Origin of the sequence: Pseudomonas sp. Je.1.5.c, assembly GCF_051129895.1 — a bacterium.
In the GTDB taxonomy this organism is placed as follows: domain Bacteria; phylum Pseudomonadota; class Gammaproteobacteria; order Pseudomonadales; family Pseudomonadaceae; genus Aquipseudomonas; species Aquipseudomonas urmiensis.
On record NZ_JBCPSP010000015.1, the window covers coordinates 46,704 to 67,391 of the forward strand.

The 20,688-nt window shown below is 61.8% G+C and carries 20 protein-coding genes and 7 tRNA genes; 24 read left to right on the top strand and 3 right to left on the bottom strand.

Annotation, left to right across the window (positions count from 1 at the left end; genetic code table 11):
- Window positions 1-37: 37 nt before the first annotated feature.
- From acpP to AAZU54_RS13415, 7 genes are all read left to right on the top strand, one after another.
- On the top strand, window positions 38-274 hold the full coding sequence (gene acpP / locus AAZU54_RS13385) for an acyl carrier protein (protein ID WP_008096410.1): 237 nt from the start codon (window positions 38-40) through the stop codon (window positions 272-274).
- 163 nt (window positions 275-437) lie between these two features.
- Window positions 438-1,682 (top strand): beta-ketoacyl-ACP synthase II, encoded by a 1,245-nt coding sequence (fabF, locus tag AAZU54_RS13390; protein WP_186556907.1) that lies wholly within the window; start codon window positions 438-440, stop codon window positions 1,680-1,682.
- On the top strand, window positions 1,682-2,503 hold the full coding sequence (pabC, locus tag AAZU54_RS13395; protein ID WP_186556905.1) for an aminodeoxychorismate lyase: 822 nt from the start codon (window positions 1,682-1,684) through the stop codon (window positions 2,501-2,503). The genes fabF and pabC overlap by 1 nt, the downstream gene beginning before the upstream one ends.
- A gap of 3 nt (window positions 2,504-2,506) precedes the next feature.
- Window positions 2,507-3,712 carry an endolytic transglycosylase MltG gene (gene mltG / locus AAZU54_RS13400; RefSeq protein ID WP_405128839.1) on the top strand — a complete coding sequence of 402 codons (1,206 nt, stop codon included), beginning with the start codon at window positions 2,507-2,509 and terminating at the stop codon, window positions 3,710-3,712.
- Window positions 3,713-3,721: 9 nt separating this feature from the next.
- Window positions 3,722-4,354, top strand: a complete 633-nt coding sequence (tmk, locus tag AAZU54_RS13405) for a dTMP kinase (RefSeq protein WP_368972583.1) — start codon at window positions 3,722-3,724, stop codon at window positions 4,352-4,354.
- Window positions 4,347-5,333 carry a DNA polymerase III subunit delta' gene (locus tag AAZU54_RS13410; RefSeq protein WP_186556871.1) on the top strand — a complete coding sequence of 329 codons (987 nt, stop codon included), beginning with the start codon at window positions 4,347-4,349 and terminating at the stop codon, window positions 5,331-5,333. The genes tmk and AAZU54_RS13410 overlap by 8 nt, the downstream gene beginning before the upstream one ends.
- Before the next feature lie 35 nt (window positions 5,334-5,368).
- Window positions 5,369-6,151, top strand: a complete 783-nt coding sequence (locus AAZU54_RS13415; protein ID WP_405128832.1) for a TatD family hydrolase — start codon at window positions 5,369-5,371, stop codon at window positions 6,149-6,151.
- A 333-nt stretch (window positions 6,152-6,484) separates the two neighbouring features.
- Here AAZU54_RS13415 and AAZU54_RS13420 read toward each other — a convergent pair whose 3' ends face one another.
- Entirely contained in the window at window positions 6,485-7,618 is a 1,134-nt protein-coding gene (locus tag AAZU54_RS13420; RefSeq protein WP_405128831.1) for an aminotransferase class V-fold PLP-dependent enzyme, read from the bottom strand.
- A gap of 72 nt (window positions 7,619-7,690) precedes the next feature.
- Between AAZU54_RS13420 and AAZU54_RS13425 the strand changes: the two genes are divergently transcribed.
- From AAZU54_RS13425 to AAZU54_RS13445, 5 genes are all read left to right on the top strand, one after another.
- Window positions 7,691-8,326, top strand: a complete 636-nt coding sequence (locus AAZU54_RS13425; protein ID WP_186556865.1) for a TetR/AcrR family transcriptional regulator — start codon at window positions 7,691-7,693, stop codon at window positions 8,324-8,326.
- A 106-nt stretch (window positions 8,327-8,432) separates the two neighbouring features.
- On the top strand, window positions 8,433-9,401 hold the full coding sequence (locus AAZU54_RS13430) for a GTP 3',8-cyclase MoaA (RefSeq protein WP_428630296.1): 969 nt from the start codon (window positions 8,433-8,435) through the stop codon (window positions 9,399-9,401).
- Between the two features lie 66 nt (window positions 9,402-9,467).
- On the top strand, window positions 9,468-10,073 hold the full coding sequence (locus AAZU54_RS13435) for a DUF4823 domain-containing protein (RefSeq protein ID WP_186556859.1): 606 nt from the start codon (window positions 9,468-9,470) through the stop codon (window positions 10,071-10,073).
- 12 nt (window positions 10,074-10,085) lie between these two features.
- Window positions 10,086-10,646, top strand: a complete 561-nt coding sequence (locus tag AAZU54_RS13440) for a DUF1285 domain-containing protein (protein WP_186556858.1) — start codon at window positions 10,086-10,088, stop codon at window positions 10,644-10,646.
- 109 nt (window positions 10,647-10,755) lie between these two features.
- A complete protein-coding gene (locus AAZU54_RS13445; RefSeq protein WP_434727270.1) occupies window positions 10,756-11,169 on the top strand; it encodes a cupin domain-containing protein in 414 nt (137 codons plus the stop codon).
- Between the two features lie 63 nt (window positions 11,170-11,232).
- Here AAZU54_RS13445 and AAZU54_RS13450 read toward each other — a convergent pair.
- Both AAZU54_RS13450 and AAZU54_RS13455 read right to left on the bottom strand, forming a co-directional pair.
- Window positions 11,233-11,308, bottom strand: a tRNA-Asn gene (locus AAZU54_RS13450).
- A gap of 65 nt (window positions 11,309-11,373) precedes the next feature.
- Window positions 11,374-12,570, bottom strand: a complete 1,197-nt coding sequence (locus AAZU54_RS13455; RefSeq protein ID WP_186556855.1) for an amino acid aminotransferase — start codon at window positions 12,568-12,570, stop codon at window positions 11,374-11,376.
- A 278-nt stretch (window positions 12,571-12,848) separates the two neighbouring features.
- Here AAZU54_RS13455 and uvrB point away from each other — a divergent pair, with 278 nt between their 5' ends.
- The 12 genes from uvrB (at window position 12,849) to AAZU54_RS13515 (ending at window position 20,655) form a co-directional block, all read left to right on the top strand.
- Window positions 12,849-14,864, top strand: a complete 2,016-nt coding sequence (gene uvrB / locus AAZU54_RS13460; protein ID WP_186556854.1) for an excinuclease ABC subunit UvrB — start codon at window positions 12,849-12,851, stop codon at window positions 14,862-14,864.
- 223 nt (window positions 14,865-15,087) lie between these two features.
- Window positions 15,088-16,569 (top strand): glutamate--tRNA ligase, encoded by a 1,482-nt coding sequence (gene gltX / locus AAZU54_RS13465; protein WP_186556852.1) that lies wholly within the window; start codon window positions 15,088-15,090, stop codon window positions 16,567-16,569.
- A gap of 280 nt (window positions 16,570-16,849) precedes the next feature.
- Window positions 16,850-16,925 (top strand) — tRNA-Ala (locus AAZU54_RS13470).
- A 76-nt stretch (window positions 16,926-17,001) separates the two neighbouring features.
- Window positions 17,002-17,077, top strand: a tRNA-Glu gene (locus AAZU54_RS13475).
- 53 nt (window positions 17,078-17,130) lie between these two features.
- Window positions 17,131-17,206, top strand: a tRNA-Ala gene (locus AAZU54_RS13480).
- A 44-nt stretch (window positions 17,207-17,250) separates the two neighbouring features.
- A tRNA-Glu gene (locus tag AAZU54_RS13485) sits at window positions 17,251-17,326 on the top strand.
- A gap of 64 nt (window positions 17,327-17,390) precedes the next feature.
- Window positions 17,391-17,466: transfer RNA gene (locus tag AAZU54_RS13490), tRNA-Ala, on the top strand.
- A 43-nt stretch (window positions 17,467-17,509) separates the two neighbouring features.
- Window positions 17,510-17,585: transfer RNA gene (locus AAZU54_RS13495), tRNA-Glu, on the top strand.
- A gap of 168 nt (window positions 17,586-17,753) precedes the next feature.
- Window positions 17,754-18,293 carry a TetR/AcrR family transcriptional regulator gene (locus AAZU54_RS13500; protein ID WP_186557671.1) on the top strand — a complete coding sequence of 180 codons (540 nt, stop codon included), beginning with the start codon at window positions 17,754-17,756 and terminating at the stop codon, window positions 18,291-18,293.
- A 25-nt stretch (window positions 18,294-18,318) separates the two neighbouring features.
- The gene (locus AAZU54_RS13505) at window positions 18,319-19,152 is read left to right on the top strand and encodes an alpha/beta fold hydrolase (RefSeq protein WP_186557672.1); all 834 of its coding nucleotides are present in this window, start codon (window positions 18,319-18,321) and stop codon (window positions 19,150-19,152) included.
- Between the two features lie 43 nt (window positions 19,153-19,195).
- Window positions 19,196-19,630 carry an acyl-CoA thioesterase gene (locus tag AAZU54_RS13510; RefSeq protein WP_186557673.1) on the top strand — a complete coding sequence of 145 codons (435 nt, stop codon included), beginning with the start codon at window positions 19,196-19,198 and terminating at the stop codon, window positions 19,628-19,630.
- Between the two features lie 50 nt (window positions 19,631-19,680).
- Window positions 19,681-20,655, top strand: a complete 975-nt coding sequence (locus AAZU54_RS13515) for a tRNA dihydrouridine synthase (RefSeq protein ID WP_428624656.1) — start codon at window positions 19,681-19,683, stop codon at window positions 20,653-20,655.
- Window positions 20,656-20,688: the final 33 nt, after the last annotated feature.

The window sequence follows — 20,688 nt, forward strand, 5'->3', positions numbered from 1 at the left end:
CTGCCTGACATATGTCCATTAGGAGTGAAAACTAGGTATGAGCACCATCGAAGAACGCGTCAAGAAAATCGTCGCCGAGCAACTGGGCGTCAAGGAAGAGGAAGTGACCAACGAGAAGTCCTTCGTCGATGACCTGGGTGCCGATTCGCTTGACACCGTTGAGCTGGTGATGGCTCTGGAAGAGGAATTCGAGACCGAAATCCCTGACGAAGAAGCCGAGAAGATCACTACCGTTCAAGCTGCCATCGACTACGTCAACAGCCACAAGGCCTAAGACGTTTGTAGTCGACGCTTCTTGTCGGGAAAAACCGCACTGCCTTTGCCGGCGTGCGGTTTTTTCTTTGCGAGAACCGTGAATCAAGAGTTTGTTGCCATTGCATTCCGAGTCCTGGATGCAATGGCAAGAGACTCTGTTATTAGAAAATGAGGAGAGTACTGTGTCGCGTAGACGCGTCGTGGTCACCGGTATGGGTATGCTGTCGCCACTGGGTACCGATGTACCGAGCACCTGGCAGGGCATTCTGGCTGGCCGCAGTGGCATCGGTCCGATCGAACACACGGACCTGACCGCTTACTCAACCCGTTTTGGCGGCTCGGTCAAGGGCTTCGAAGTCGAGCAGTACCTGTCGGCCAAGGAAGCACGCAAGCTTGACCTGTTCATTCAGTACGGCTTGGCAGCGGGCTTTCAGGCAGTGCGCAACGCCGGGCTGGACATCACCGATGCCAACCGCGAGCGCATTGGCGTGGCCATGGGCTCGGGCATTGGCGGTCTGACCAATATCGAAGAAACCAGTCGGACCCTGCACGAGCAGGGCCCGCGGCGCATTTCGCCGTTCTTCGTGCCAGGTTCGATCATCAATATGATTTCCGGCTTCCTGTCGATCCATCTGGGTCTGCAAGGGCCGAACTACGCCATTGCCACGGCTTGTACCACCGGCACCCATTGCATTGGTATGGCCGCGCGCAACATTGCCTACGGCGAAGCTGACGTGATGATCGCCGGCGGTGCCGAGATGGCCGCTTGTGGCCTGGGCATGGGTGGTTTTGGCGCCTCGCGTGCGCTGTCGACGCGCAATGACGAGCCGACCCGGGCCAGCCGTCCATGGGACAAGGGTCGAGATGGCTTCGTACTCTCCGACGGTGCCGGTGCGCTGGTGCTCGAAGAGCTCGAGCACGCCAAGGCGCGTGGTGCGACCATTTATGCCGAGCTGGTTGGTTTCGGCATGAGCGGTGACGCCTACCACATGACCTCGCCACCTGATTCGGGTGAAGGCGCTGCCCGCTGCATGGCCAACGCCTTGCGCGATGCCGGCATCCAGCCTGAGCAGGTCAGCTACATCAACGCCCACGGCACCTCGACCCCGGCCGGCGACATCGCTGAAGTGGCCGCGATCAAGCGCGTATTCGGCGAGCACGCCTACAAGCTGGCAGTCAGCTCGACCAAGTCGATGACCGGCCACTTGCTCGGTGCGGCGGGTGCGGTGGAGGCGATCTTCAGCGTCCTGGCGATCAACAGCCAGATGGCGCCGCCGACCATCAACCTGGATGAGCCGGACGAAGGTTGCGACCTGGACTTCGTGCCGCATCAAGCTCGCAGCATGCCGATCGATGTGGTGCTGTCCAACTCGTTCGGCTTTGGTGGAACCAACGGTTCGCTGGTATTCCGCCGGTTCGCCGACTGATGCACAGCTGGATCGACGGTCAGCCTGCGACTGCGGTGAATCTGCACAATCGTGGGCTGGCCTACGGCGATGGTCTGTTCGAGACCATTGCCGTGCACTCCGGCAGGCCGAGCTTGCTGGAGCTGCATCTCGAACGCCTGGCGTTGGGTTGCCAGCGCCTGGCGATCGAAGCCGATTTCCCCCTGATTCGCGATGAACTGACGCGTTACGCCAGCCAGCTTGGCGATGGCGTGGCCAAGCTTATCCTCACCCGCGGCGACAGCCTGCGCGGCTATGCGCCTGCTGCCGGATCACCGGCCCGACGCATTGTGCAAGGCAGCCCGCTGCCAGCTTATCCCGCCGCCAATGCCGAGCAAGGCGTGCGCCTGTTCGCCTGCCAGACGCGTCTGGCGGAACAACCGCTGTTGGCCGGGCTCAAACATCTCAATCGCCTTGAGCAGGTGCTGGCCCGTGCCGAATGGCAGGACGCCGAGCATGTCGAAGGGCTGATGCGTGATACCCAAGGGCGGCTGATCGAAGGCGTCTACAGCAATCTGTTTCTGGTTCGCGATGGCGTCTTGCTGACTGCCGACCTGAGTCGTTGCGGCGTGGCTGGAGTGATGCGCGCAGCGTTGCTGCAGCAAGCGTCAGTGCTGGGTATCCCGTTTGAGGTGCGAGACCTTGAGCTGGCGGACCTGGAGCAGGCCGACGAAGTCTTCGTTTGCAACAGCGTGTATGGAATTTGGCCCGTGCGTGAGTGCCCTGCACACACGCTTGACTGGCCGCCGGGGCCGCTCACCCGTAAACTGCAGGCCGTTGCCCGTACGCTACTGGATACCTGATTCGTGAGACGCAAATTCCTGCTGCTGCTGGAAATGGGCCTTATCCTTGCCGGCCTGGCATTGGGCTGGTCGGCCTGGAAGGTCCATTCGGTCCTGGAGCAGCCGCTGCACGTTGAGCAAGAACGCATGCTCGACGTACCCAACGGCACCACGCCCAACCGTATGTTCTATCGCATGCAAAGCGAAGGGCTGCTGGACGACGCGGTCTGGCTGCGCCTGTATTGGCGCTTCAATATGGCCGGCACGCCGCTGCATACCGGTGAATACCGCCTGACCCCTGGCATGACTGTGGAACAGCTGTTCGACGCTTGGCGTCGGGGTGATGTGGTGCAGTACAACCTGACCCTGGTCGAGGGCTGGACATTCCGCCAGGTCCGCGCCGCCGTGGCCAAGCACGAAAAGATCAAGCACACCCTCGAAGGGTTGTCCGACGCTGAGGTGATGGACAAGCTTGGCCATACCGGCGTGTTCCCCGAGGGGCGCTTCTTCCCTGACACCTATCGCTTCGTGCGCGGCATGAGCGATGTCGAATTGCTCCAGCAGGCCTACATGCGCCTGGAAGAGGTGCTGGCCAAAGAGTGGGCTGAGCGGGTCAGCGACCTACCGTACCGCGACCCTTACCAGGCGCTGATCATGGCCTCGCTGGTGGAAAAGGAAACCGGCATTCCGCAGGAACGTGGGCAGATCGCCGGGGTATTCGTGCGCCGTCTGCGCCTGGGCATGATGCTGCAGACCGATCCGACGGTGATCTACGGCATGGGTGAGCGTTACAACGGCAGGATTACCCGTGCCGACCTGCGTGAGCCGACGCCCTACAACACCTACACCATCAGCGGCCTGCCGCCGACGCCGATCGCCATGGTCGGGCGTGAGGCGATCCATGCCGCGTTGAATCCGTCCAATGGCACCAGCCTGTACTTCGTCGCCCGTGGCGACGGCAGCCATGTGTTCTCCGACGACCTCGACGATCACAACACCGCAGTGCGCGAGTACCAACTCAAGCGCCGCGCCGACTACCGCTCCAGCCCCGCGCCACAGGCCCAGCCAGGGGCAGAAGGGGGCGTGGCGCCAAGCCAGGCGCCTGCTGAGAACGGTGAAGCGCCGGCCGACGCCAACCAAGCGCCAGGCGATAACCCGGCGCCCGAGGCCGACGCCCCTGCTACCGACCCTGTGCCAGCCGATGCGCCGGTACCTGACGAACAACATTAAGGACTGCCCGTGAGCGGCTTGTTTATTACCCTGGAAGGCCCCGAAGGCGCGGGCAAGAGCACCAACCGCGAATACCTGGCGCAGCGTCTGCGCGAGCAGGGGCTGGACGTGGTGCTGACCCGTGAGCCTGGTGGTACGCCCGTGGCCGAGCAAATCCGCGAGCTACTGCTGGCGCCCAGTGACGAGTGCATGGCGGCTGATACCGAGCTGCTGCTGATGTTCGCTGCCCGTGCCCAGCACCTGGCCCAGGTGATCCGGCCGGCCCTGGCGCGCGGCGCGGTGGTGTTGTGCGATCGCTTCACCGATGCCACCTACGCCTACCAAGGCGGTGGGCGTGGCCTGCCGGTGGAGCGCATCGCCATTCTGGAAAACTTCGTTCAGGGCGAGCTACGTCCGGACCTGACCCTGGTCTTCGATCTGCCGATTGAGGTCGGCTTGGCACGCGCTGCTGCGCGCGGTCGCCTGGACCGCTTCGAGCAAGAGGGCCAAGCGTTCTTCGAAGCGGTGCGTCAGGCCTATCTTGAGCGCGCCAAAGGTGAGCCACAGCGTTACAGCATTGTCGATGCTGGCCAGTCCCTGGACGCCGTGCAGCGGGCCATCGACGGTTTGCTGCCGGGCATCCTGGAGCGTTGCCGTGGCTGAGGCCTACCCCTGGCAGCAGTCGATCTGGCAGCAGTTGGCCGGTCGTAGCCAGCACGCCCATGCCTATCTGCTGCATGGGCCGCAAGGTATTGGCAAACGCGCCCTGGCCGAGCGGCTGATGGCGCGTTTGCTGTGCCAGCAACCGCAGGGGCTTGATGCCTGTGGCCAGTGCAAGTCGTGCCTGCTGCTCAAGGCCGGTAGCCACCCGGACAACTTCATCCTCGAGCCGGAAGAGGCCGACAAGCCGATCAAGGTTGATCAGGTCCGTGAGTTGGTGGCGTTCGTGGTGCAAACGGCGCAGCTGGGCGGGCGCAAGGTGATCTTGATCGAGCCGGTGGAGGCGATGAATATCAACGCCTCCAACGCTTTGCTGAAAAGCCTGGAAGAGCCCTCTGGCGATACCGTGTTGCTGCTGGTCAGCCACCAACCCAGTCGCTTGTTGCCAACCATCAAGAGCCGCTGCCAGCAGGTCACCTGCCCGCAACCAAGCCTGGCCCAGAGCCAGGCCTGGCTGGCCGGCGCTCTGCCCGGCAGTGACGAGACCGAGCGCGAAGAGCTGCTGACCCTGGCGGCCGGTTCACCGCTGATGGCGGTCAGCCTACAGGCGCAGGGTGTACGCGATCAGCGTGCACTGGTCACTGATGGGGTAAAGAAGCTGCTCAAGCAGCAACAGTCCCCCAGCCAGCTGGCCGAGGCGTGGAACACCGTGCCGCTGCTGCAACTGTTCGACTGGTTCTTCGATTGGTCGCAGTTGATCCTGCGTTATCAATTGACCCAGGACGAGGAGGGGTTAGGCTTGGCTGATATGCGCAAGGTGGTGCAGTACCTGGCGCAGAAGAGCCGGCAGGGCAAGGTCCTGGAGGTCCAGGCGTGGATCCTTGAACAGCGCCAGAAGGTGCTGGGCAAGGCCAACCTCAATCGTGTGCTGTTGCTGGAAGCCTTGCTGGCCCATTGGGTCCAATTGCCCGGCGCCCGGTAATTTTTCTTAGATTTCTTTTTGTGTGTCGTGCTCCCATGCTCGTAGATTCCCATTGCCACCTCGACCGTCTTGACCTCAGCGCCCATCAGGGCTCGCTCGATGCCGCCCTGCAAGCTGCCCGTGAGCGCGGCGTGGGCCACTTTCTGTGCATTGGTGTCAGCGCTGATAACGCTGGGGCAGTGAAGGCGCTCAGTGAGCAATATGCCGACGTCGATTGTTCGGTGGGAGTCCATCCGCTCGATCTGGCGCCGGGCGAGACGCCTGCGCTTGACTGGTTGCTCAAGGAGCTGGCGCACCCGCACGTAGTGGCGATCGGCGAAACTGGCCTGGATTATCACTACGAGCCTGAGGCCGCTGAGTTGCAGCAGGCGTCTTTCCGCCTGCACCTGGAAGCGTCGCGCCAGACCGGCAAGCCGGTGATCGTCCACACCCGCGCGGCACGGGCTGACACCTTGGCATTGCTGCGCGAGGTCAATCTGCCGCAAGCCGGCGTGCTGCACTGCTTCACCGAAGACTGGGAGATGGCCAAGGCCGCGTTGGACCTGGGTTACTACATCTCGTTGTCCGGCATCGTCACCTTCCGCAATGCCGATGCCCTGCGTGAGGTGGCTCGCCAGGTGCCGGCTGATCGTCTGCTGGTGGAAACCGATTCGCCCTATCTGGCGCCGATTCCCCACCGCGGCAAGCCGAATCTGCCACAGTACGTGCGTGAAGTGGCTGAGTACATCGCCTCGCTGCGCGGTGTCAGCTATGAGCAGTTGGCTGAGCAGACCACGGGCAACTTCAAGCGGTTGTTCCCGTTAGCCCGGGTTGCGTGATTCCTGCGGCCGTTATCGCGGGTCGAGCGGTTATCGCTAACCCTGTAGGAGCGGGCTTGCCTGCGATGAGGCCAGACCAAACACTGCACAGCAGCACCTGCCCATCCTCCCTTTAAACAGCCCAAAAAAAACCCGGGTTCTGGGGGGGGAATCCGGGTTAAGACCATTAGGAGTAAAACAAAGGTACGCGGTCCCTGAGCACCTTTATCGGCGCGCCACTTGGGGGGATGCGCCGCGCCAACACTTCAAGTATTGGTCAGGTTTGGCGCAGTGCCAGCGACAGCTGGTCGTTTTTTAAACAGATTTGGAATACGTGCGGGATCCATAGCGCATTCAGTGCATGGCAATTCGCCGAATATGTCGAAGTGTTTCGTCGATGATCCACTCTGAGGTGTAGAAGTGCGGTGATAAGCGCACACCGCCGCCGCGTTTTGCACAGATCACGCGTTGCTCGCTCAGCTGCTGGAAAACCCAGCCACTGTCATGCCCGTCAATAGCGAACGTCACGATGCCGCCCCGGCGTTCTGGCTCACGCGGGCTAAGCAACATTACCCCTGGGATAGCCGAAAGCCCCTCGAGCAATTGCTCGACGCGCCGCTGTAGCTGCTGTGCAACGCTGTCCATGCCCACTTCCTCAAGCAGCGACAGGCTAGCGTCCAGCGCACAGGCACCGAGCATGTTCGGGCTGCCGCACTCGAACCGGCGTGCGCTGCGGGCAATTTGCCAGTGTTCACGCTCGAAATCGCCTAGATGTTCCAGCATGTGCCAGCCATAGGCGTGCAGCTTGAGGCGTGGTCGCAGCGCCGCGCGGCAGTAGAACACCCCGAGCCCCTCAGGCCCGAGCATCCATTTATGGCCATCAGCCATGGCAAAGTCGCATTGATAATGCTGCACATCGAAGGGCAGGGCGCCGATCTGCTGGATGGCATCGACGCAGAACAGCACGCCACGTAGCTGGCAGGCCTGTCCCAGGCGGGCCAAGTCCAGGCGCAAGCCGCTGGCGAACTGTACCGCGCTGACCGCCAGCAGGCGGGTGTGCTCAGTGCAAGCGGCCAGCAGCGCCGTTTCTGGCTCGTCGCCAGCGAGGCTTACCTGAATCACCTGCACGCCCTGATCGGCCAGGGCTTGCCAGACGATTCGGTTGGAAGGGAACTCTTCGTCGCTGATCACCACCTGATCGCCCACCTGCCAGTCGAGGCCGAATGCCACCAGCGAGAGCGCCTCGGAAGTATTCTTCACCAGCGCGATATCGCCTGAGCTTGGGGCATTGATCATCCGCGCCAGGCGCTGGCGCAAGCGCCGCTCGGTAGCCAGCCACTGCGGGTACTCGCTGGCCCCTAGGCAAACGTTGTCGCGGGCGAAGCGCGCCACCGCATCGGCACTACGTCTAGGCCACGGCGCCACGGCAGCATGGTTCAGATAGCACAGGCCCGGGGCCTGCTCGAACTCATCGTGAAACATAGACATGGTTGGATGATCCGTGCAATTTCCTGCAAGTTAGGCATAATAATCGGCTTCGATTGTCAACCAGTCCTTCCTATGCAGAAAGAACCTCGTAAGGTCCGTGAGTTTCGCCGCCGCGAACAAGAGATCCTCGATACCGCCCTCAGGCTGTTCCTCGAACAGGGTGAAGACAGCGTCACCGTCGAGATGATCGCCGACGCCGTGGGTATCGGCAAAGGCACGATCTACAAACACTTCAAATCCAAGGCAGAGATCTACCTGCGCCTGATGCTCGATTACGAGCGCGATTTGAACGGCTTGTTGCATTCGGCCGATGTCGACCGCGACAAAGAGGCCCTGTCGCGTGCCTATTTCGAGTTTCGCATGCGTGATCCGCAGCGCTACCGTTTGTTCGACCGTCTGGAAGAAAAGGTGGTCAAGGGCAACCAGGTGCCGGAAATGGTCGAGGAGTTGCACCGCATCCGCGCGTCCAACTTCGACCGCCTGACCCAGCTGATCAAGGGCCGCATCAGCGAAGGCAAGCTTGAAGACGTACCACCGTACTTCCATTACTGCGCCGCCTGGGCCTTGGTCCACGGCGCCGTGGCGCTGTATCACTCGCCGTTCTGGAGCAATGTCCTGGAAGATCAGGAAGGCTTCTTCCAGTTCCTGATGGACATCGGTGTGCGGATGGGCAACAAGCGTAAGCGCGACCCAGAACCGGCCAGCTGAAGGCCTTTGCCGGCATCTGTCCGGCGCGCTCCGATAGGGAGGCTTGCAAAAACCTGATTTATGAGTCAGGTTTTGCACGCCCCATTCTTCCATGTCGGAGTCATCCATGATCGTCGATCGTCAAGGCAGGCGCTTTCGCAACCTGCGGGTCAGTCTTACGGCTGCCTGCAATTACGCCTGTACCTATTGCGTGCCCGACGGCAAGCGCCTGGTGGCGGCGCAGGATGAGCTTAGCGGCCAGGCACTGGCCCGAGGCGTGGCCTATCTGGTCGAGGCGGCAGGCATCGAGCGGCTGCGCATCACCGGCGGTGAACCGCTGATCAGCCCGAGGCTGGAAGCCTTCCTGGATTCACTGGCAGGGCTCGGCCTGCAGGATGTCTCGCTGACCACCAATGGTCAGCTGCTTGCGCGCAAGTTGCCGCTGCTGCGCGCGGCGGGTATCCGCCGCTTGAACGTCTCCCTCGACACCCTGGATGCTGGCGCTTTCCGCCAGATTGCCCGTGGCGGTGATCTGGCCAGTGTTCTCGATGGCATGGCCCAGGCGCGTGCGGCGGGCATGAGCATCAAGGTCAACATGGTGCCCATGCGCGGGCAAAATCTGGATCAGGTGCTGCCGTTGCTCGAATACTGCCTGGCTCAGGGTTACGAGCTGCGCTTTATCGAGTTGATGCGCATGGGGCACCTGGCGCGCGACGGCAATGCCTTCTTGCAGCGGTTTGTCAGTCTGGAGCAGCTGCTGGCGCTGATTGGCCAGGCCTATGACTACCAGCAGGCCAGTGCCGCCCTGGATGCCACTGCCTTGCGCTACCAGATCCCGGGCAGGGGCCATTTTGGAGTGATCGCCAACGAGAGCGTGCCGTTCTGCCGTACCTGCTCGCGCCTGCGCTTGTCCTCCACTGGCTGGCTGCATGGCTGCCTGTCCTCGGGCAATCGTCATTTCATCGGCGATCTGCTCGACAAGCCGCGCCATCAAGCGCTGCCGGCGCTGCAGCGCTTGCTGGTCAAGGCCCTGGCAGACAAGCAGGACATGGCGTTTTCCGGGGGTGTGACGGTGATGAAGGTGATCGGCGGCTGACTCTGGCGCAAAAGCTGCATCTGGCGGCTATTCGCCGGTTTTTCGTCACCGGTTTCTGGAGGAAAGATGCGTAGCCTGGTCTTGCTGCTGGCGCTGATGGCGTTGGGCGGCTGCATGAATGTCAGCGATATGGGCGAAGGTGTCCGTTATCACATGAGCGATGCGGGGTTGCTCGACCACAGTGATACCCAGCGTAACCTGTCGATTCGTTTGCAGCCCGACTCATTCATCTTCATTGGCCAGGGCGCATTCGTGCCACCCGGCAAGGGCCCAGTGCCAGGGCAGAATGTGGTGGCCGAAGAGGCCTTCAAGAGCTTCGTCGAATACTTCCCGCTGGTGCGTCGCGCCCAAGGCCCACTTGGCTTGGAAGAGGCGATTGCCGAGGCGCGCTCGGTGGGCGCGCACTATGTGTTGTACACCCGCTTCGCTCGCACCGATGACCGCATTGGCAATGGCGATCAATGGTATGACGAGCAGGCAGTGGATCGCCTGGGTTGGGATACCGGCGTGGTCCAGCTGATGTTGATCGAGACCAGCACTCGCTATCTGGTCGACACTGCCCGCATCAAGAGCCGTGGCGGTTTGTTGACGTTCCACGACAACGCCCCGCAGGATTTGCTCGCCGCCCCCATGCGCGAGTACGCTCGTAGTCTGTTAGGCATGAGCCGCTGATAGGAGAGGGTGATGACCGATTCCGCCAAGGCCAATGATCTGCTGGCGCAGATCCCCAAGGCGAAAGGACCGGCGCCGGTGCATCTGTGGAATCCGGATTTCTGCGGCGACATCGACATGCGCATCGCCCGTGATGGCACCTGGTACTACCAAGGCACGCCGATCGGCCGCAAACCCATGGTGCGCCTGTTCTCCACCATCATTCGCCGCGATGGCGACGCCTACTTCCTGGTAACGCCAGTGGAGAAGGTGGGCATCCAGGTGGATGACGCACCGTTCGTTGCTGTGACACTGGAGGTGCTGGGCAGTGGCGAGCAGCAGGTGCTGCGCTTTACCAGCAACGTCGACGACCAGGCCGAGGCGGGTGTCGATCATCCGCTGCGGGTGCAGGTCGATCCTGCGACCCAGGAGCCTTCGCCCTACATTCTCATGCGCACCAACCTCGAAGCGCTGATTCACCGCAATGTGTTCTATCAGTTGGTGGAGCTGGCGGTGCCGGGTGAAATCGATGGCCAAGAGTGGCTTGGGGTATGGAGCCACGGCCAGTTTTACCCGATTGGGCGTGTTGACTGATATCGACGTGTTTCACTGGCGGCCTCCCGTTTTTTCTCTGAATTGGCCATTTGCCGCCGCACTCCCCAGGCATAACCTGCAGGCAGTTGCCCACTCAGGAGATGCCCCAATGAAACCCGCGCACCCGTCGCTCGCCTTGCTCATGGCTATGGGCCTGGTCACCTCGCAACCTGCCGCCTGGGCTCATGGCGAGCGCCATGACCAGGTCAAGGTCCTGCAAGAACAACTGCCGACAAACGCCCCTGGTAAGAAAGCGGTGATGCTTACCGTCAGCTACGCCCCAGGCGAGGCCTCGCCTGCGCACCAGCATCCGGGCGCAGTCATGGCCTACGTGTTGGAGGGCGCGGTGGTGTCCAAGCTGAACGATGAGCAGGAAAAAACCTACAAGGCGGGGCAATACTGGTACGAAGCGCCAGGGACCGTGCACAGCGTTTCGCGCAATGCCAGTGCGAGCCTGCCGGCCAAGCTGCTGGTGTGGAGCCTGGTCGATCAAGGCAAGCCCGTCACCGAGCCGCTGAAGTAATCCAAGCCCGCGACAGAAATGAAAAAACCTCCAGTGCTTGCGCATCTGGAGGTTTTCAATGTTTGGCTCCGCGACCTGGACTCGAACCAGGGACCCAATGATTAACAGTCATTTGCTCTACCGACTGAGCTATCGCGGAATCTGCGGCTATCTTACTGATTGAAAAGGGGAAGTCAAGCCTGTTCCCCCTTAACAATCAAGCAGTTACAGCACTTCTACGATGGCCTTGGTGACCACGTGAATATTGCTCTGGTTCAGCGCGGCCACGCAGATGCGGCCAGTATCCAAAGCATAGATGCCGAACTGATCCTTCAGGCGCGCTACCTGCTCGGCGGTCAGGCCCGAGTAGGAGAACATGCCGCGCTGGCGACCGACGAAGCTGAAGTCGGTTTTCGCGCCGTACTGGCTCAGCAACTCGACCATCTGCTTGCGCATGCCGTGGATGCGCTCGCGCATTTCGCCCAGCTCCGCTTCCCACATCTGACGCAGCTCAGGGCTGTTCAGCACGGTGGCAACGATGGTCGCGCCGTGGGTTGGCGGGTTGGAGTAGGTGGTGCGAATCACCCGCTTGACCTGCGACAGCACGCGGCTGCTTTCGTCTTTCGACGCGGTGACGATCGACAGCGCACCGACGCGCTCGCCATACAGCGAGAACGACTTGGAGAACGAGCTGGAAACGAAGAAGTCCAGGCCGGATTCGGCGAACAGGCGCACGGCGAAGGCGTCTTCGGCGATGCCATCACCAAAGCCCTGGTAGGCCATGTCGAGGAATGGCACGTGACCTTTGGCCTTGACCACTTCCAGGACGTTTTTCCAGTCGTCCAGGCTCAGGTCGACGCCAGTCGGGTTATGGCAGCACGCGTGCAGGACGATGATCGAACCCGCTGGCAGGTTGTTCAGGTCTTCGAGCATGCCGGCGCGGTTGACGTCGTGGCTTGGCGCATCGTAGTAGCGGTAGTTCTGCACTGGGAAGCCAGCGGTCTCGAACAGCGCGCGATGGTTCTCCCAGCTCGGATCGCTGATGGCGACGACGGCGTTGGGCGACAGGCGCTTGAGGAAGTCGGCGCCAATCTTCAGAGCACCGGTACCGCCCACTGCCTGCACGGTCACTACACGGCCTGCGGCCAGCAGCGGCGACTCGGCGCCGAATAGCAGTTTCTGCACGGCCTGGTCGTAGGTGGCGATACCGTCGATCGGCAAGTAGCCGCGCGAGGCATGCTGGGCGGCACGCTGGGTTTCGGCTTCGATTACCGCGCGCAGCAGCGGGATACGGCCTTCCTCATTGCTGTAAACGCCCACCCCCAGGTTGACCTTGTCGGTACGTGGGTCGGTGTTGAAAGCTTCGTTGAGGCCCAGGATAGGGTCGCGGGGTGCCAGCTCGACAGCGGAAAACAGGCTCATTGTTACCTTGGCTCTGAATGGAGTGTGATAGGACGCGCACGCTCCAGCCGAATGCACTGAAGCGGTGCACAAACGGGGAGTCAGTATAGTGATACCCATCGGTCACTGCGACAGTCTGGCGCAGCTTTTCCGGCGTTTTTGCCGAATTTTTTTCAACCATTGGTCGAATTGCCAGGTCCACTGACACATACACTCACTCAGCTAACCTGAAAGCGATCCTGAAAGGGCTCATTTCGGTATAGACTACTGGCTATATTTACAGTTGCTCGAGGTCAGACATGTCCGAGTTCCAGCTCGTCACCCGTTTCCAGCCGGCCGGCGACCAGCCCGAGGCCATTCGCCTGATGGTCGAGGGCATCGAGGCCGGGCTATCGCACCAGACACTGCTGGGTGTGACCGGCTCGGGCAAGACCTTCAGCGTGGCCAACGTCATTGCGCAGGTGCAGCGCCCGACCCTGGTGCTGGCGCCGAACAAGACCCTGGCCGCCCAGTTGTATGGCGAGTTCAAGGCGTTTTTCCCGAATAACGCAGTCGAGTACTTCGTCTCCTATTACGATTACTACCAGCCCGAAGCTTACGTACCGTCGTCGGATACCTTCATCGAGAAGGACGCCTCGATCAACGACCACATCGAGCAGATGCGCCTGTCGGCGACCAAGGCGCTGCTCGAGCGGCGTGACGCGATTATCGTTACCACCGTGTCCTGCATCTATGGTCTGGGTAGCCCCGAGACCTACCTGAAAATGGTCCTGCACATCGATCGCGGCGACAAGCTCGACCAGCGTGCGCTGCTGCGCCGCCTGGCTGACCTGCAATACACCCGCAACGAAATGGACTTTGCCCGGGCCACCTTCCGCGTGCGTGGCGATGTGATCGACGTGTTCCCGGCCGAATCTGACCTGGAGGCGATCCGCATCGAGTTGTTCGATGACGAGGTGGAGAACATTGCCGCCTTCGATCCATTGACCGGCGAGGTGATCCGCAAGCTACCGCGTTTCACCTTCTACCCCAAGAGCCACTACGTCACCCCACGCGAAACCCTGCTCGAGGCGGTCGAGGGCATCAAGGAGGAGCTCAAGGAGCGCCTTGAGTACCTGCACAAGGCCAACAAGCTGGTCGAAGCCCAGCGTCTGGAGCAGCGCACCCGTTTCGACCTGGAGATGATCCTTGAGCTGGGCTACTGCAACGGCATCGAGAACTACTCGCGCTACCTGTCCGGGCGTCCGGCCGGCGCGCCGCCGCCGACCCTGTATGACTACCTGCCCGCTGACGCCTTGCTGGTGATCGACGAGTCCCACGTCAGCGTTCCCCAGGTCGGCGCCATGTACAAGGGTGACCGCTCGCGCAAGGAAACCCTGGTGGAATATGGCTTTCGCCTGCCGTCGGCGCTGGATAACCGGCCGATGCGTTTCGATGAGTGGGAATCGGTCAGTCCGCAGACCATCTTCGTCTCGGCCACCCCAGGCCCGTACGAGGCCGAACACGCCGGCCGGGTAGTCGAGCAGGTGGTGCGCCCGACTGGCCTGGTCGATCCACTGGTCGAGGTGCGTCCGGCGCTGACCCAGGTCGATGACCTGCTGTCGGAAATCGGCAAGCGGGTCGCGGCGGGTGAGCGCGTGCTGGCAACCACCCTGACCAAGCGCATGGCCGAAGACTTGAGCGATTACCTGGCCGATCACGACGTGCGCGTGCGCTACCTGCACTCGGATATCGACACGGTCGAGCGGGTCGAGATTATCCGCGACCTGCGCTTGGGCACCTTCGATGTTCTGGTGGGGATCAACCTGCTGCGTGAAGGCCTGGACATGCCGGAAGTGTCGCTGGTGGCCATCCTCGATGCCGACAAGGAAGGCTTCCTGCGCTCCGAGCGTTCGCTGATCCAGACCATTGGCCGCGCCGCACGTAACCTCAACGGCAAGGCGATCCTGTATGCCGACAACATGACCGGTTCGATGCAGCGTGCCATCGACGAGACCGAGCGCCGCCGGGCCAAGCAGATCGCCTTCAACGAAGCCAACGGCATCGTGCCCAAAGGCGTGGTCAAGGATGTCGCCGACATCATGGAGGGCGCCAACATCCCGGGTGGGCGCAGCAAGAAGCGCAAAGGCATGGCCAAGGCGGCCGAGGAGAGCGCCCGCTACGAGGCCGAACTGCGTACCCCTGGCGAGATCACCAAGCGTATCAAGCAGCTGGAAGAGAAGATGTTCCAGCTTGCCCGCGACCTGGAGTTCGAGGCCGCCGCGCAATTGCGCGACGAAATCACCCAGCTGCGTGAGCGCTTGATTACCAGCTGACCGGCAAGCGACACGCTCCTGTAGGCGCGCATTTGTGCCGTGATAGCGCCTATCTGGGCGTAGCTGCTGTCAGCAATGACGCTACCGCGGGGCAAGCCCGGTCCTGCACGATCAACAGCGCCTGGCGGTCGGATCACACGTGACGATCGCGCCATTGCTGGAGCCAGGTGCCTGCTCCCTGCTAACATCCTGCCTTTGTTTCATCTTTCGTTCGAGACTCTCCATGACCACCGTTCGCACGCGTATCGCGCCATCGCCCACCGGCGACCCCCATGTCGGCACCGCCTACATCGCCCTGTTCAACTACTGCTTTGCCAAGCAGCACGGCGGCGAGTTCATCCTGCGCATCGAAGACACCGACCAGCTGCGCTCGACCCGTGAGTCGGAACAGCAGATCTTCGACGCCCTGCGCTGGCTGGGTATCGAGTGGAACGAAGGCCCGGACGTCGGCGGCCCGCACGGCCCTTACCGGCAGAGCGAGCGTGGCGAGATCTACGCCAAGTACGCCAAGGAGCTGGTCGACGCCGGTCACGCCTTCTACTGCTTCTGCACTGCCGAAGAGCTCGACCAGATGCGCGCCGAGCAAATGGCCCGTGGCGAAACCCCGCGTTATGACGGCCGCGCGCTGAAACTGAGCGCCGAGGAAGTGCAGCGCCGCCTGGCCGCGGGCGAGCCGCACGTGATCCGCATGAAGGTGCCGAGCGAAGGCATCTGCGTGGTGCCGGACATGCTTCGCGGCGATGTCGAGATCCCGTGGGACCGCATGGACATGCAGGTTCTGATGAAGAACGACGGCCTGCCGACCTACTTCCTGGCCAACGTGGTCGATGACCACCTGATGGGCATCACCCACGTGTTGCGTGGCGAAGAGTGGCTGCCCTCGGCGCCCAAGCTGATCAAGCTGTACGAGTACTTTGGCTGGGAGCAGCCCAAGCTGTGCTACATGCCGCTGCTGCGTAACCCGGACAAGAGCAAGCTGTCCAAGCGCAAGAACCCGACCTCGGTGACCTTCTACGAGCGCATGGGCTTCATGCCTGAGGCCATGCTCAACTACCTCGGGCGCATGGGCTGGTCGATGCCCGACGAGCGCGAGAAGTTCTCCTTGGCGGAAATGGTCGAGCACTTCGATCTGTCGCGCATCTCCCTGGGTGGGCCGATCTTCGACATCGAGAAGCTGTCCTGGCTCAACGGCCAGTGGCTGCGTGATCTGCCCGTCGAAGAATTCGCCGCACGGGTGCAGAAATGGGCCTTCAACAGCGACTACATGATGAAGATAGCCCCCCACGTGCAGGGCCGGGTCGAAACCTTCAGCCAGATCGCCCCGCTGGGTGGTTTCTTCTTCGAAGGTGGGCTCAAGCTCGATGCCAAGCTGTTCGAGCATAAGAAGCTCTCGGCAGACCAGGTGCGCCAGGTCATCCAGCTGATCCTGTGGAAACTCGAAAGCCTGCGCCAGTGGGAAAAAGAGCGCATCACCGGTTGCATCCAAGCCGTGGTCGAAGCCCTGGAGCTGAAGTTGCGCGACGCCATGCCCTTGATGTTCGCTGCCATTACCGGCCAGGCGAGCTCGGTCTCGGTGCTCGATGCCATGGAAATTCTCGGCCCTGACCTGACCCGCTTCCGTCTGCGCCAGGCGCTGGATCTGCTCGGCGGCGTGTCGAAGAAAGAAAACAAAGAGTGGGAAAAGCTGCTGGCGAACATCGCCTGAACCACCCGGTAGCATTTGCGTGGAAGCGGGCTTGCCCCGCGATTACAATGGATAATCCACCATCGCAATCGCGGAGCGGGCCCGCAACTGCACGATAAAACCCCAGCAGCGATGGGGCAGGGCGGTAAGTGATTGTTATCTGTGAAAAAACTTTTGATTAATTTCAAAAATTCGTTTGACAGCTCTGCAATCCGCTCTTAATATGCGCCCCGTCCACAGCGATGAACGAAACGAAGCGCCAGGCACCCAGCCGGCGATTCCAGTTCAAAGCGACATTTGTGGGGCTATAGCTCAGCTGGGAGAGCGCCTGCATGGCATGCAGGAGGTCAGCGGTTCGATCCCGCTTAGCTCCACCAAATTCCGATTCTCAGTCTGCCAAGGCGACTGGGGATGAAATCCGGATTCAGCGCCGGGTTTCAAGGTAGAAGGTTCGTCCCCTTCGTCTAGTGGCCTAGGACACCGCCCTTTCACGGCGGTAACAGGGGTTCGAGTCCCCTAGGGGACGCCAGTTTTACACAAGCGATGTTTCAGGATGTCGCTGGGCCGCGAGGCTAGAAATCTGGGGCTATAGCTCAGCTGGGAGAGCGCCTGCATGGCATGCAGGAGGTCAGCGGTTCGATCCCGCTTAGCTCCACCAATTTGCCAGGATTCGTGAAAACGGATCTCTACGAAGGTTGTAATGTCCCCTTCGTCTAGTGGCCTAGGACACCGCCCTTTCACGGCGGTAACAGGGGTTCGAGTCCCCTAGGGGACGCCATTTTTACCCGCGTTTTGCGGGGCTTTAAAGGCTCATTCGCATATTGGATGGGCCTTTTGTTTTCGGGGCTATAGCTCAGCTGGGAGAGCGCCTGCATGGCATGCAGGAGGTCAGCGGTTCGATCCCGCTTAGCTCCACCAATTTGCCAGGATTCGTGAAAGCGAATCTCTACGAAGGTTACATGTCCCCTTCGTCTAGTGGCCTAGGACACCGCCCTTTCACGGCGGTAACAGGGGTTCGAGTCCCCTAGGGGACGCCATTTTTACCCGCGTTTTGCGGGACTTTAAAGGCTCATTCGATTATTGAATGGGCCTTTTGTTTGTCTGTAATCCCACTTTTCTTGAGCGCCGACCAGAGGTCGAAGATTTCGCTTGCCTAAAAATATTATAGGGATAATATTTCAACCATAATATTTGCGAGGCCGCCCATGAGCGACAAGAAGAGCAAGACCCGCGAGCGCATTCTCGACGCGGCCTGCAGTGCGCTGATCCAGCAAGGCCCGGCTGACCCCAGTGTGAGCCAGGTGATGAGTGCGGCTGGGTTGACGGTGGGAGGGTTCTACGCGCATTTCGACAGCAAGGACGAGCTCATGCTGGAGGCTTTTCGCCAATTGCTCGGCGAGCGCCGGGGCTTGCTCGCCCAGGTCGATCCAGCACTGGATGGTGCCGGGCGTCGCGCCTTGGCCGCGGCTTTCTACCTTTCGCGCAAGCATCGTGACGCTCACGAGCACGCCTGCCCGCTACCTAACTCCCTGAGCGAAATGCAGCGTCTGCCTGAAGCGTTTCGCGAGGTGCTGGCCGAGCATATCGAGTTGATGACGGCGCAGATGGTCGATTGCCCGGAAGACATCGATAAAGCCTTTGCCGACCTGGCCCTGATGGTCGGTGGTTTGGCCCTGGCTCGCGCCTTGAGCGGCACCGAGTTATCCGACCGTATCCTGCGCGCCGCCAAGTCGGCGGTGATCTGAGCAACCTCAACCCTGGAGCAAGGCGATGACTACCCTGAGCTGGATTCGCGGCGTCAACGGAACTCTCGGTCGGCTGGCCCCCGAGCATGTTGCCGGGAAGATGCGACGGGCGTTCATGACGCCCCGCAACCTGCCACCCAGACCGTGGGAACTGCCGCTGCTGGCGCGTGCTGAACGGATCACCTTGCGCTTCGGACTGTCGGCCCTGCGGTGGGGTAATGGCCCCACCGTGTTGATGATGCATGGCTGGGAAGGGCGTCCGACGCAATTTGCGGCGCTGATCGAGGCATTGGTCGATGCGGGTCACACGGTGGTCTCCCTCGAAGGTCCCGCTCATGGCCGGTCGCCTGGTCAGCAGGCCAACGTGGTGCTGTTCGCCCGCGCGCTGCTTGAAGCCGCTGCAGAGTTACCACCATTGCGGGCGGTGATTGGCCATTCCATGGGCGGCGCCAGTGTCATGTTGGCCTTGCAATGGGGATTGCGCACCGAGGCCGCAGTGAGTATCGCTGCGCCTGCGCAGTTAATCGGCGTGTTGCGCGGCTTTGCTCAGCGTTTAGGGCTACCTGCGCGGGCCAGGGCAGCGTTCATTCGCCAGATCGAACACGATGTCGGCATGCAGATCGCCCGCCTGGACGTCAGTGGCTACCAGCTGGAGCTACCGGGCCTGGTGGTGCACGCGGCTGACGATCAGTTGGTCCCGGTCGGCGAGGCGCAGCTGATCCACAAGGCCTGGTTCGACAGCCGCCTGATGCTGCTGGAAGAGGGCGGCCACCAGCGAGTGCTGGCCGACCCGCGCCTGAGCGAAGCGGTGCTGGATTTGCTCGCGCGTACCCAGGAACCTACCCGGCAAAGCGCTTGAGCTTGGGTTACACTCCGCCCGTTCACTGACATTGGGAGCGGGCATGAGCTGGGATTTGGCATCGCCATTTATCATCGACCTTCGCGTCGGTGCCGACGACATCGATGGCCTCGGCCACGCCAACAACGCGGTCTACGTCACCTGGCTGGAGCGCTGCGCCTGGCGCCACTCGCAGCGCCTGGGTCTGGACCTGGCCGAATACCGCCGCCTGGACCGGGCCATGGCTGTGGTTCGCCACGAAATCGACTACCTGGCCGCTGCCTACGAAGACGACGAGCTGCAGCTGGCTACCTGGATCATCGACTGGGACCAGCGCCTGCGCATGACCCGGCGCTTTCAGCTCAAGCGCCCACGCGATGGTGCAATCTTGCTGCGGGCGCAGACCACCTTTGTCTGCATCGAACTGTCCACTGGCAAGCCCAAGCGTATGCCGACGGAATTTATCGAGGGTTACGGTCAGGCGCTGATCGGTGCCTGAACTGCTGTGATTGTTTGCTAGACTGCCGCCTTTTTCGCCGAGACCCCTTCATGCAAATTGCCCTGGCCCCGATGGAGGGGCTGGTCGACAACATTCTGCGCGACGTGCTTACCCGCGTCGGCGGCATCGACTGGTGCGTTACCGAGTTCATCCGCGTCTGCGACCGCCTGCTGCCGCCTTCGCAATTCGACAAGCTCGCCCCGGAGCTGCGCCTGGGCGCGCGCACGGCGGCGGGCGTGCCGATGCGCCTACAGCTGCTCGGCTCGGATCCGGTGTGCCTGGCGGAAAATGCCGTGCTGGCTTGCGAGCTTGGCGCGCCGGTGATCGACCTGAACTTCGGCTGCCCGGCCAAGACCGTGAACAAGTCGCGCGGTGGGGCGGTACTGCTCAAGGAGCCGGAGCTGTTGCATGCGATTGTCAGCCAGGTGCGGCGGGCGGTGCCGGCGCATATACCGGTGACGGCCAAGATGCGCCTGGGCTTCGACAGCCCTGACGGCGCACTGGACTGCGCCACGGCACTGGCCGAGGGTGGCGCTGCGCATCTGGTGGTGCATGCGCGCACCAAGGTCGAGGGCTACAAGCCGCCGGCACACTGGGAATGGGTGGCGCGCGTGCAGGATGTGGTCAAGGTGCCGGTGTTCGCCAACGGCGAAATCTGGACGGTGGATGACTGGCGGCGCTGCCGTGAGGTCAGCGGGGCAGAGGACATCATGCTCGGTCGCGGGCTGGTGTCGCGGCCAGATTTGGCCCTGCAGATCGCTGCCGCGCGGGATGGGCGCGATTACCAGCCGTTGGATTGGCAAGCGTTGCTGCCGCTGCTGCGAGAGTTCTGGCGCCAGGCCCAGGCCAAGCTGTCGCCGCGCTATGCGCCGGGGCGCATGAAGCAGTGGATGGCGATGTTGACCCGCAGTTATCCCGAGGCAGTGGTGATGTTTGCTGAGCTGCGGCGGGTGGATGACTGTGAGCGGATCAGCCAGCTGCTGGGGGTGGATATGCGCGAGGCGCGGTGCGAGGCGGTCGCCTGATTGAACCTGTTGTGTGAGTGCGGGTGTTATCGC

Excerpts from the sequence above, each read along its gene's own strand:
- acpP (WP_008096410.1), top strand. The coding sequence starts at position 38 with ATGAGCACCATCGAAGAACGCGTCAAGAAAATCGTCGCCGAGCAACTG.
- pabC (WP_186556905.1), top strand. The coding sequence starts at position 1,682 with ATGCACAGCTGGATCGACGGTCAGCCTGCGACTGCGGTGAATCTGCAC.
- AAZU54_RS13415 (WP_405128832.1), top strand. The coding sequence starts at position 5,369 with ATGCTCGTAGATTCCCATTGCCACCTCGACCGTCTTGACCTCAGCGCC.
- AAZU54_RS13420 (WP_405128831.1), bottom strand. The coding sequence starts at position 7,618 with ATGTCTATGTTTCACGATGAGTTCGAGCAGGCCCCGGGCCTGTGCTAT.
- AAZU54_RS13425 (WP_186556865.1), top strand. The coding sequence starts at position 7,691 with ATGCAGAAAGAACCTCGTAAGGTCCGTGAGTTTCGCCGCCGCGAACAA.
- AAZU54_RS13430 (WP_428630296.1), top strand. The coding sequence starts at position 8,433 with ATGATCGTCGATCGTCAAGGCAGGCGCTTTCGCAACCTGCGGGTCAGT.
- AAZU54_RS13435 (WP_186556859.1), top strand. The coding sequence starts at position 9,468 with ATGCGTAGCCTGGTCTTGCTGCTGGCGCTGATGGCGTTGGGCGGCTGC.
- AAZU54_RS13440 (WP_186556858.1), top strand. The coding sequence starts at position 10,086 with ATGACCGATTCCGCCAAGGCCAATGATCTGCTGGCGCAGATCCCCAAG.
- AAZU54_RS13445 (WP_434727270.1), top strand. The coding sequence starts at position 10,756 with ATGAAACCCGCGCACCCGTCGCTCGCCTTGCTCATGGCTATGGGCCTG.
- AAZU54_RS13455 (WP_186556855.1), bottom strand. The coding sequence starts at position 12,570 with ATGAGCCTGTTTTCCGCTGTCGAGCTGGCACCCCGCGACCCTATCCTG.
- uvrB (WP_186556854.1), top strand. The coding sequence starts at position 12,849 with ATGTCCGAGTTCCAGCTCGTCACCCGTTTCCAGCCGGCCGGCGACCAG.
- gltX (WP_186556852.1), top strand. The coding sequence starts at position 15,088 with ATGACCACCGTTCGCACGCGTATCGCGCCATCGCCCACCGGCGACCCC.
- AAZU54_RS13500 (WP_186557671.1), top strand. The coding sequence starts at position 17,754 with ATGAGCGACAAGAAGAGCAAGACCCGCGAGCGCATTCTCGACGCGGCC.
- AAZU54_RS13505 (WP_186557672.1), top strand. The coding sequence starts at position 18,319 with ATGACTACCCTGAGCTGGATTCGCGGCGTCAACGGAACTCTCGGTCGG.
- AAZU54_RS13510 (WP_186557673.1), top strand. The coding sequence starts at position 19,196 with ATGAGCTGGGATTTGGCATCGCCATTTATCATCGACCTTCGCGTCGGT.
- AAZU54_RS13515 (WP_428624656.1), top strand. The coding sequence starts at position 19,681 with ATGCAAATTGCCCTGGCCCCGATGGAGGGGCTGGTCGACAACATTCTG.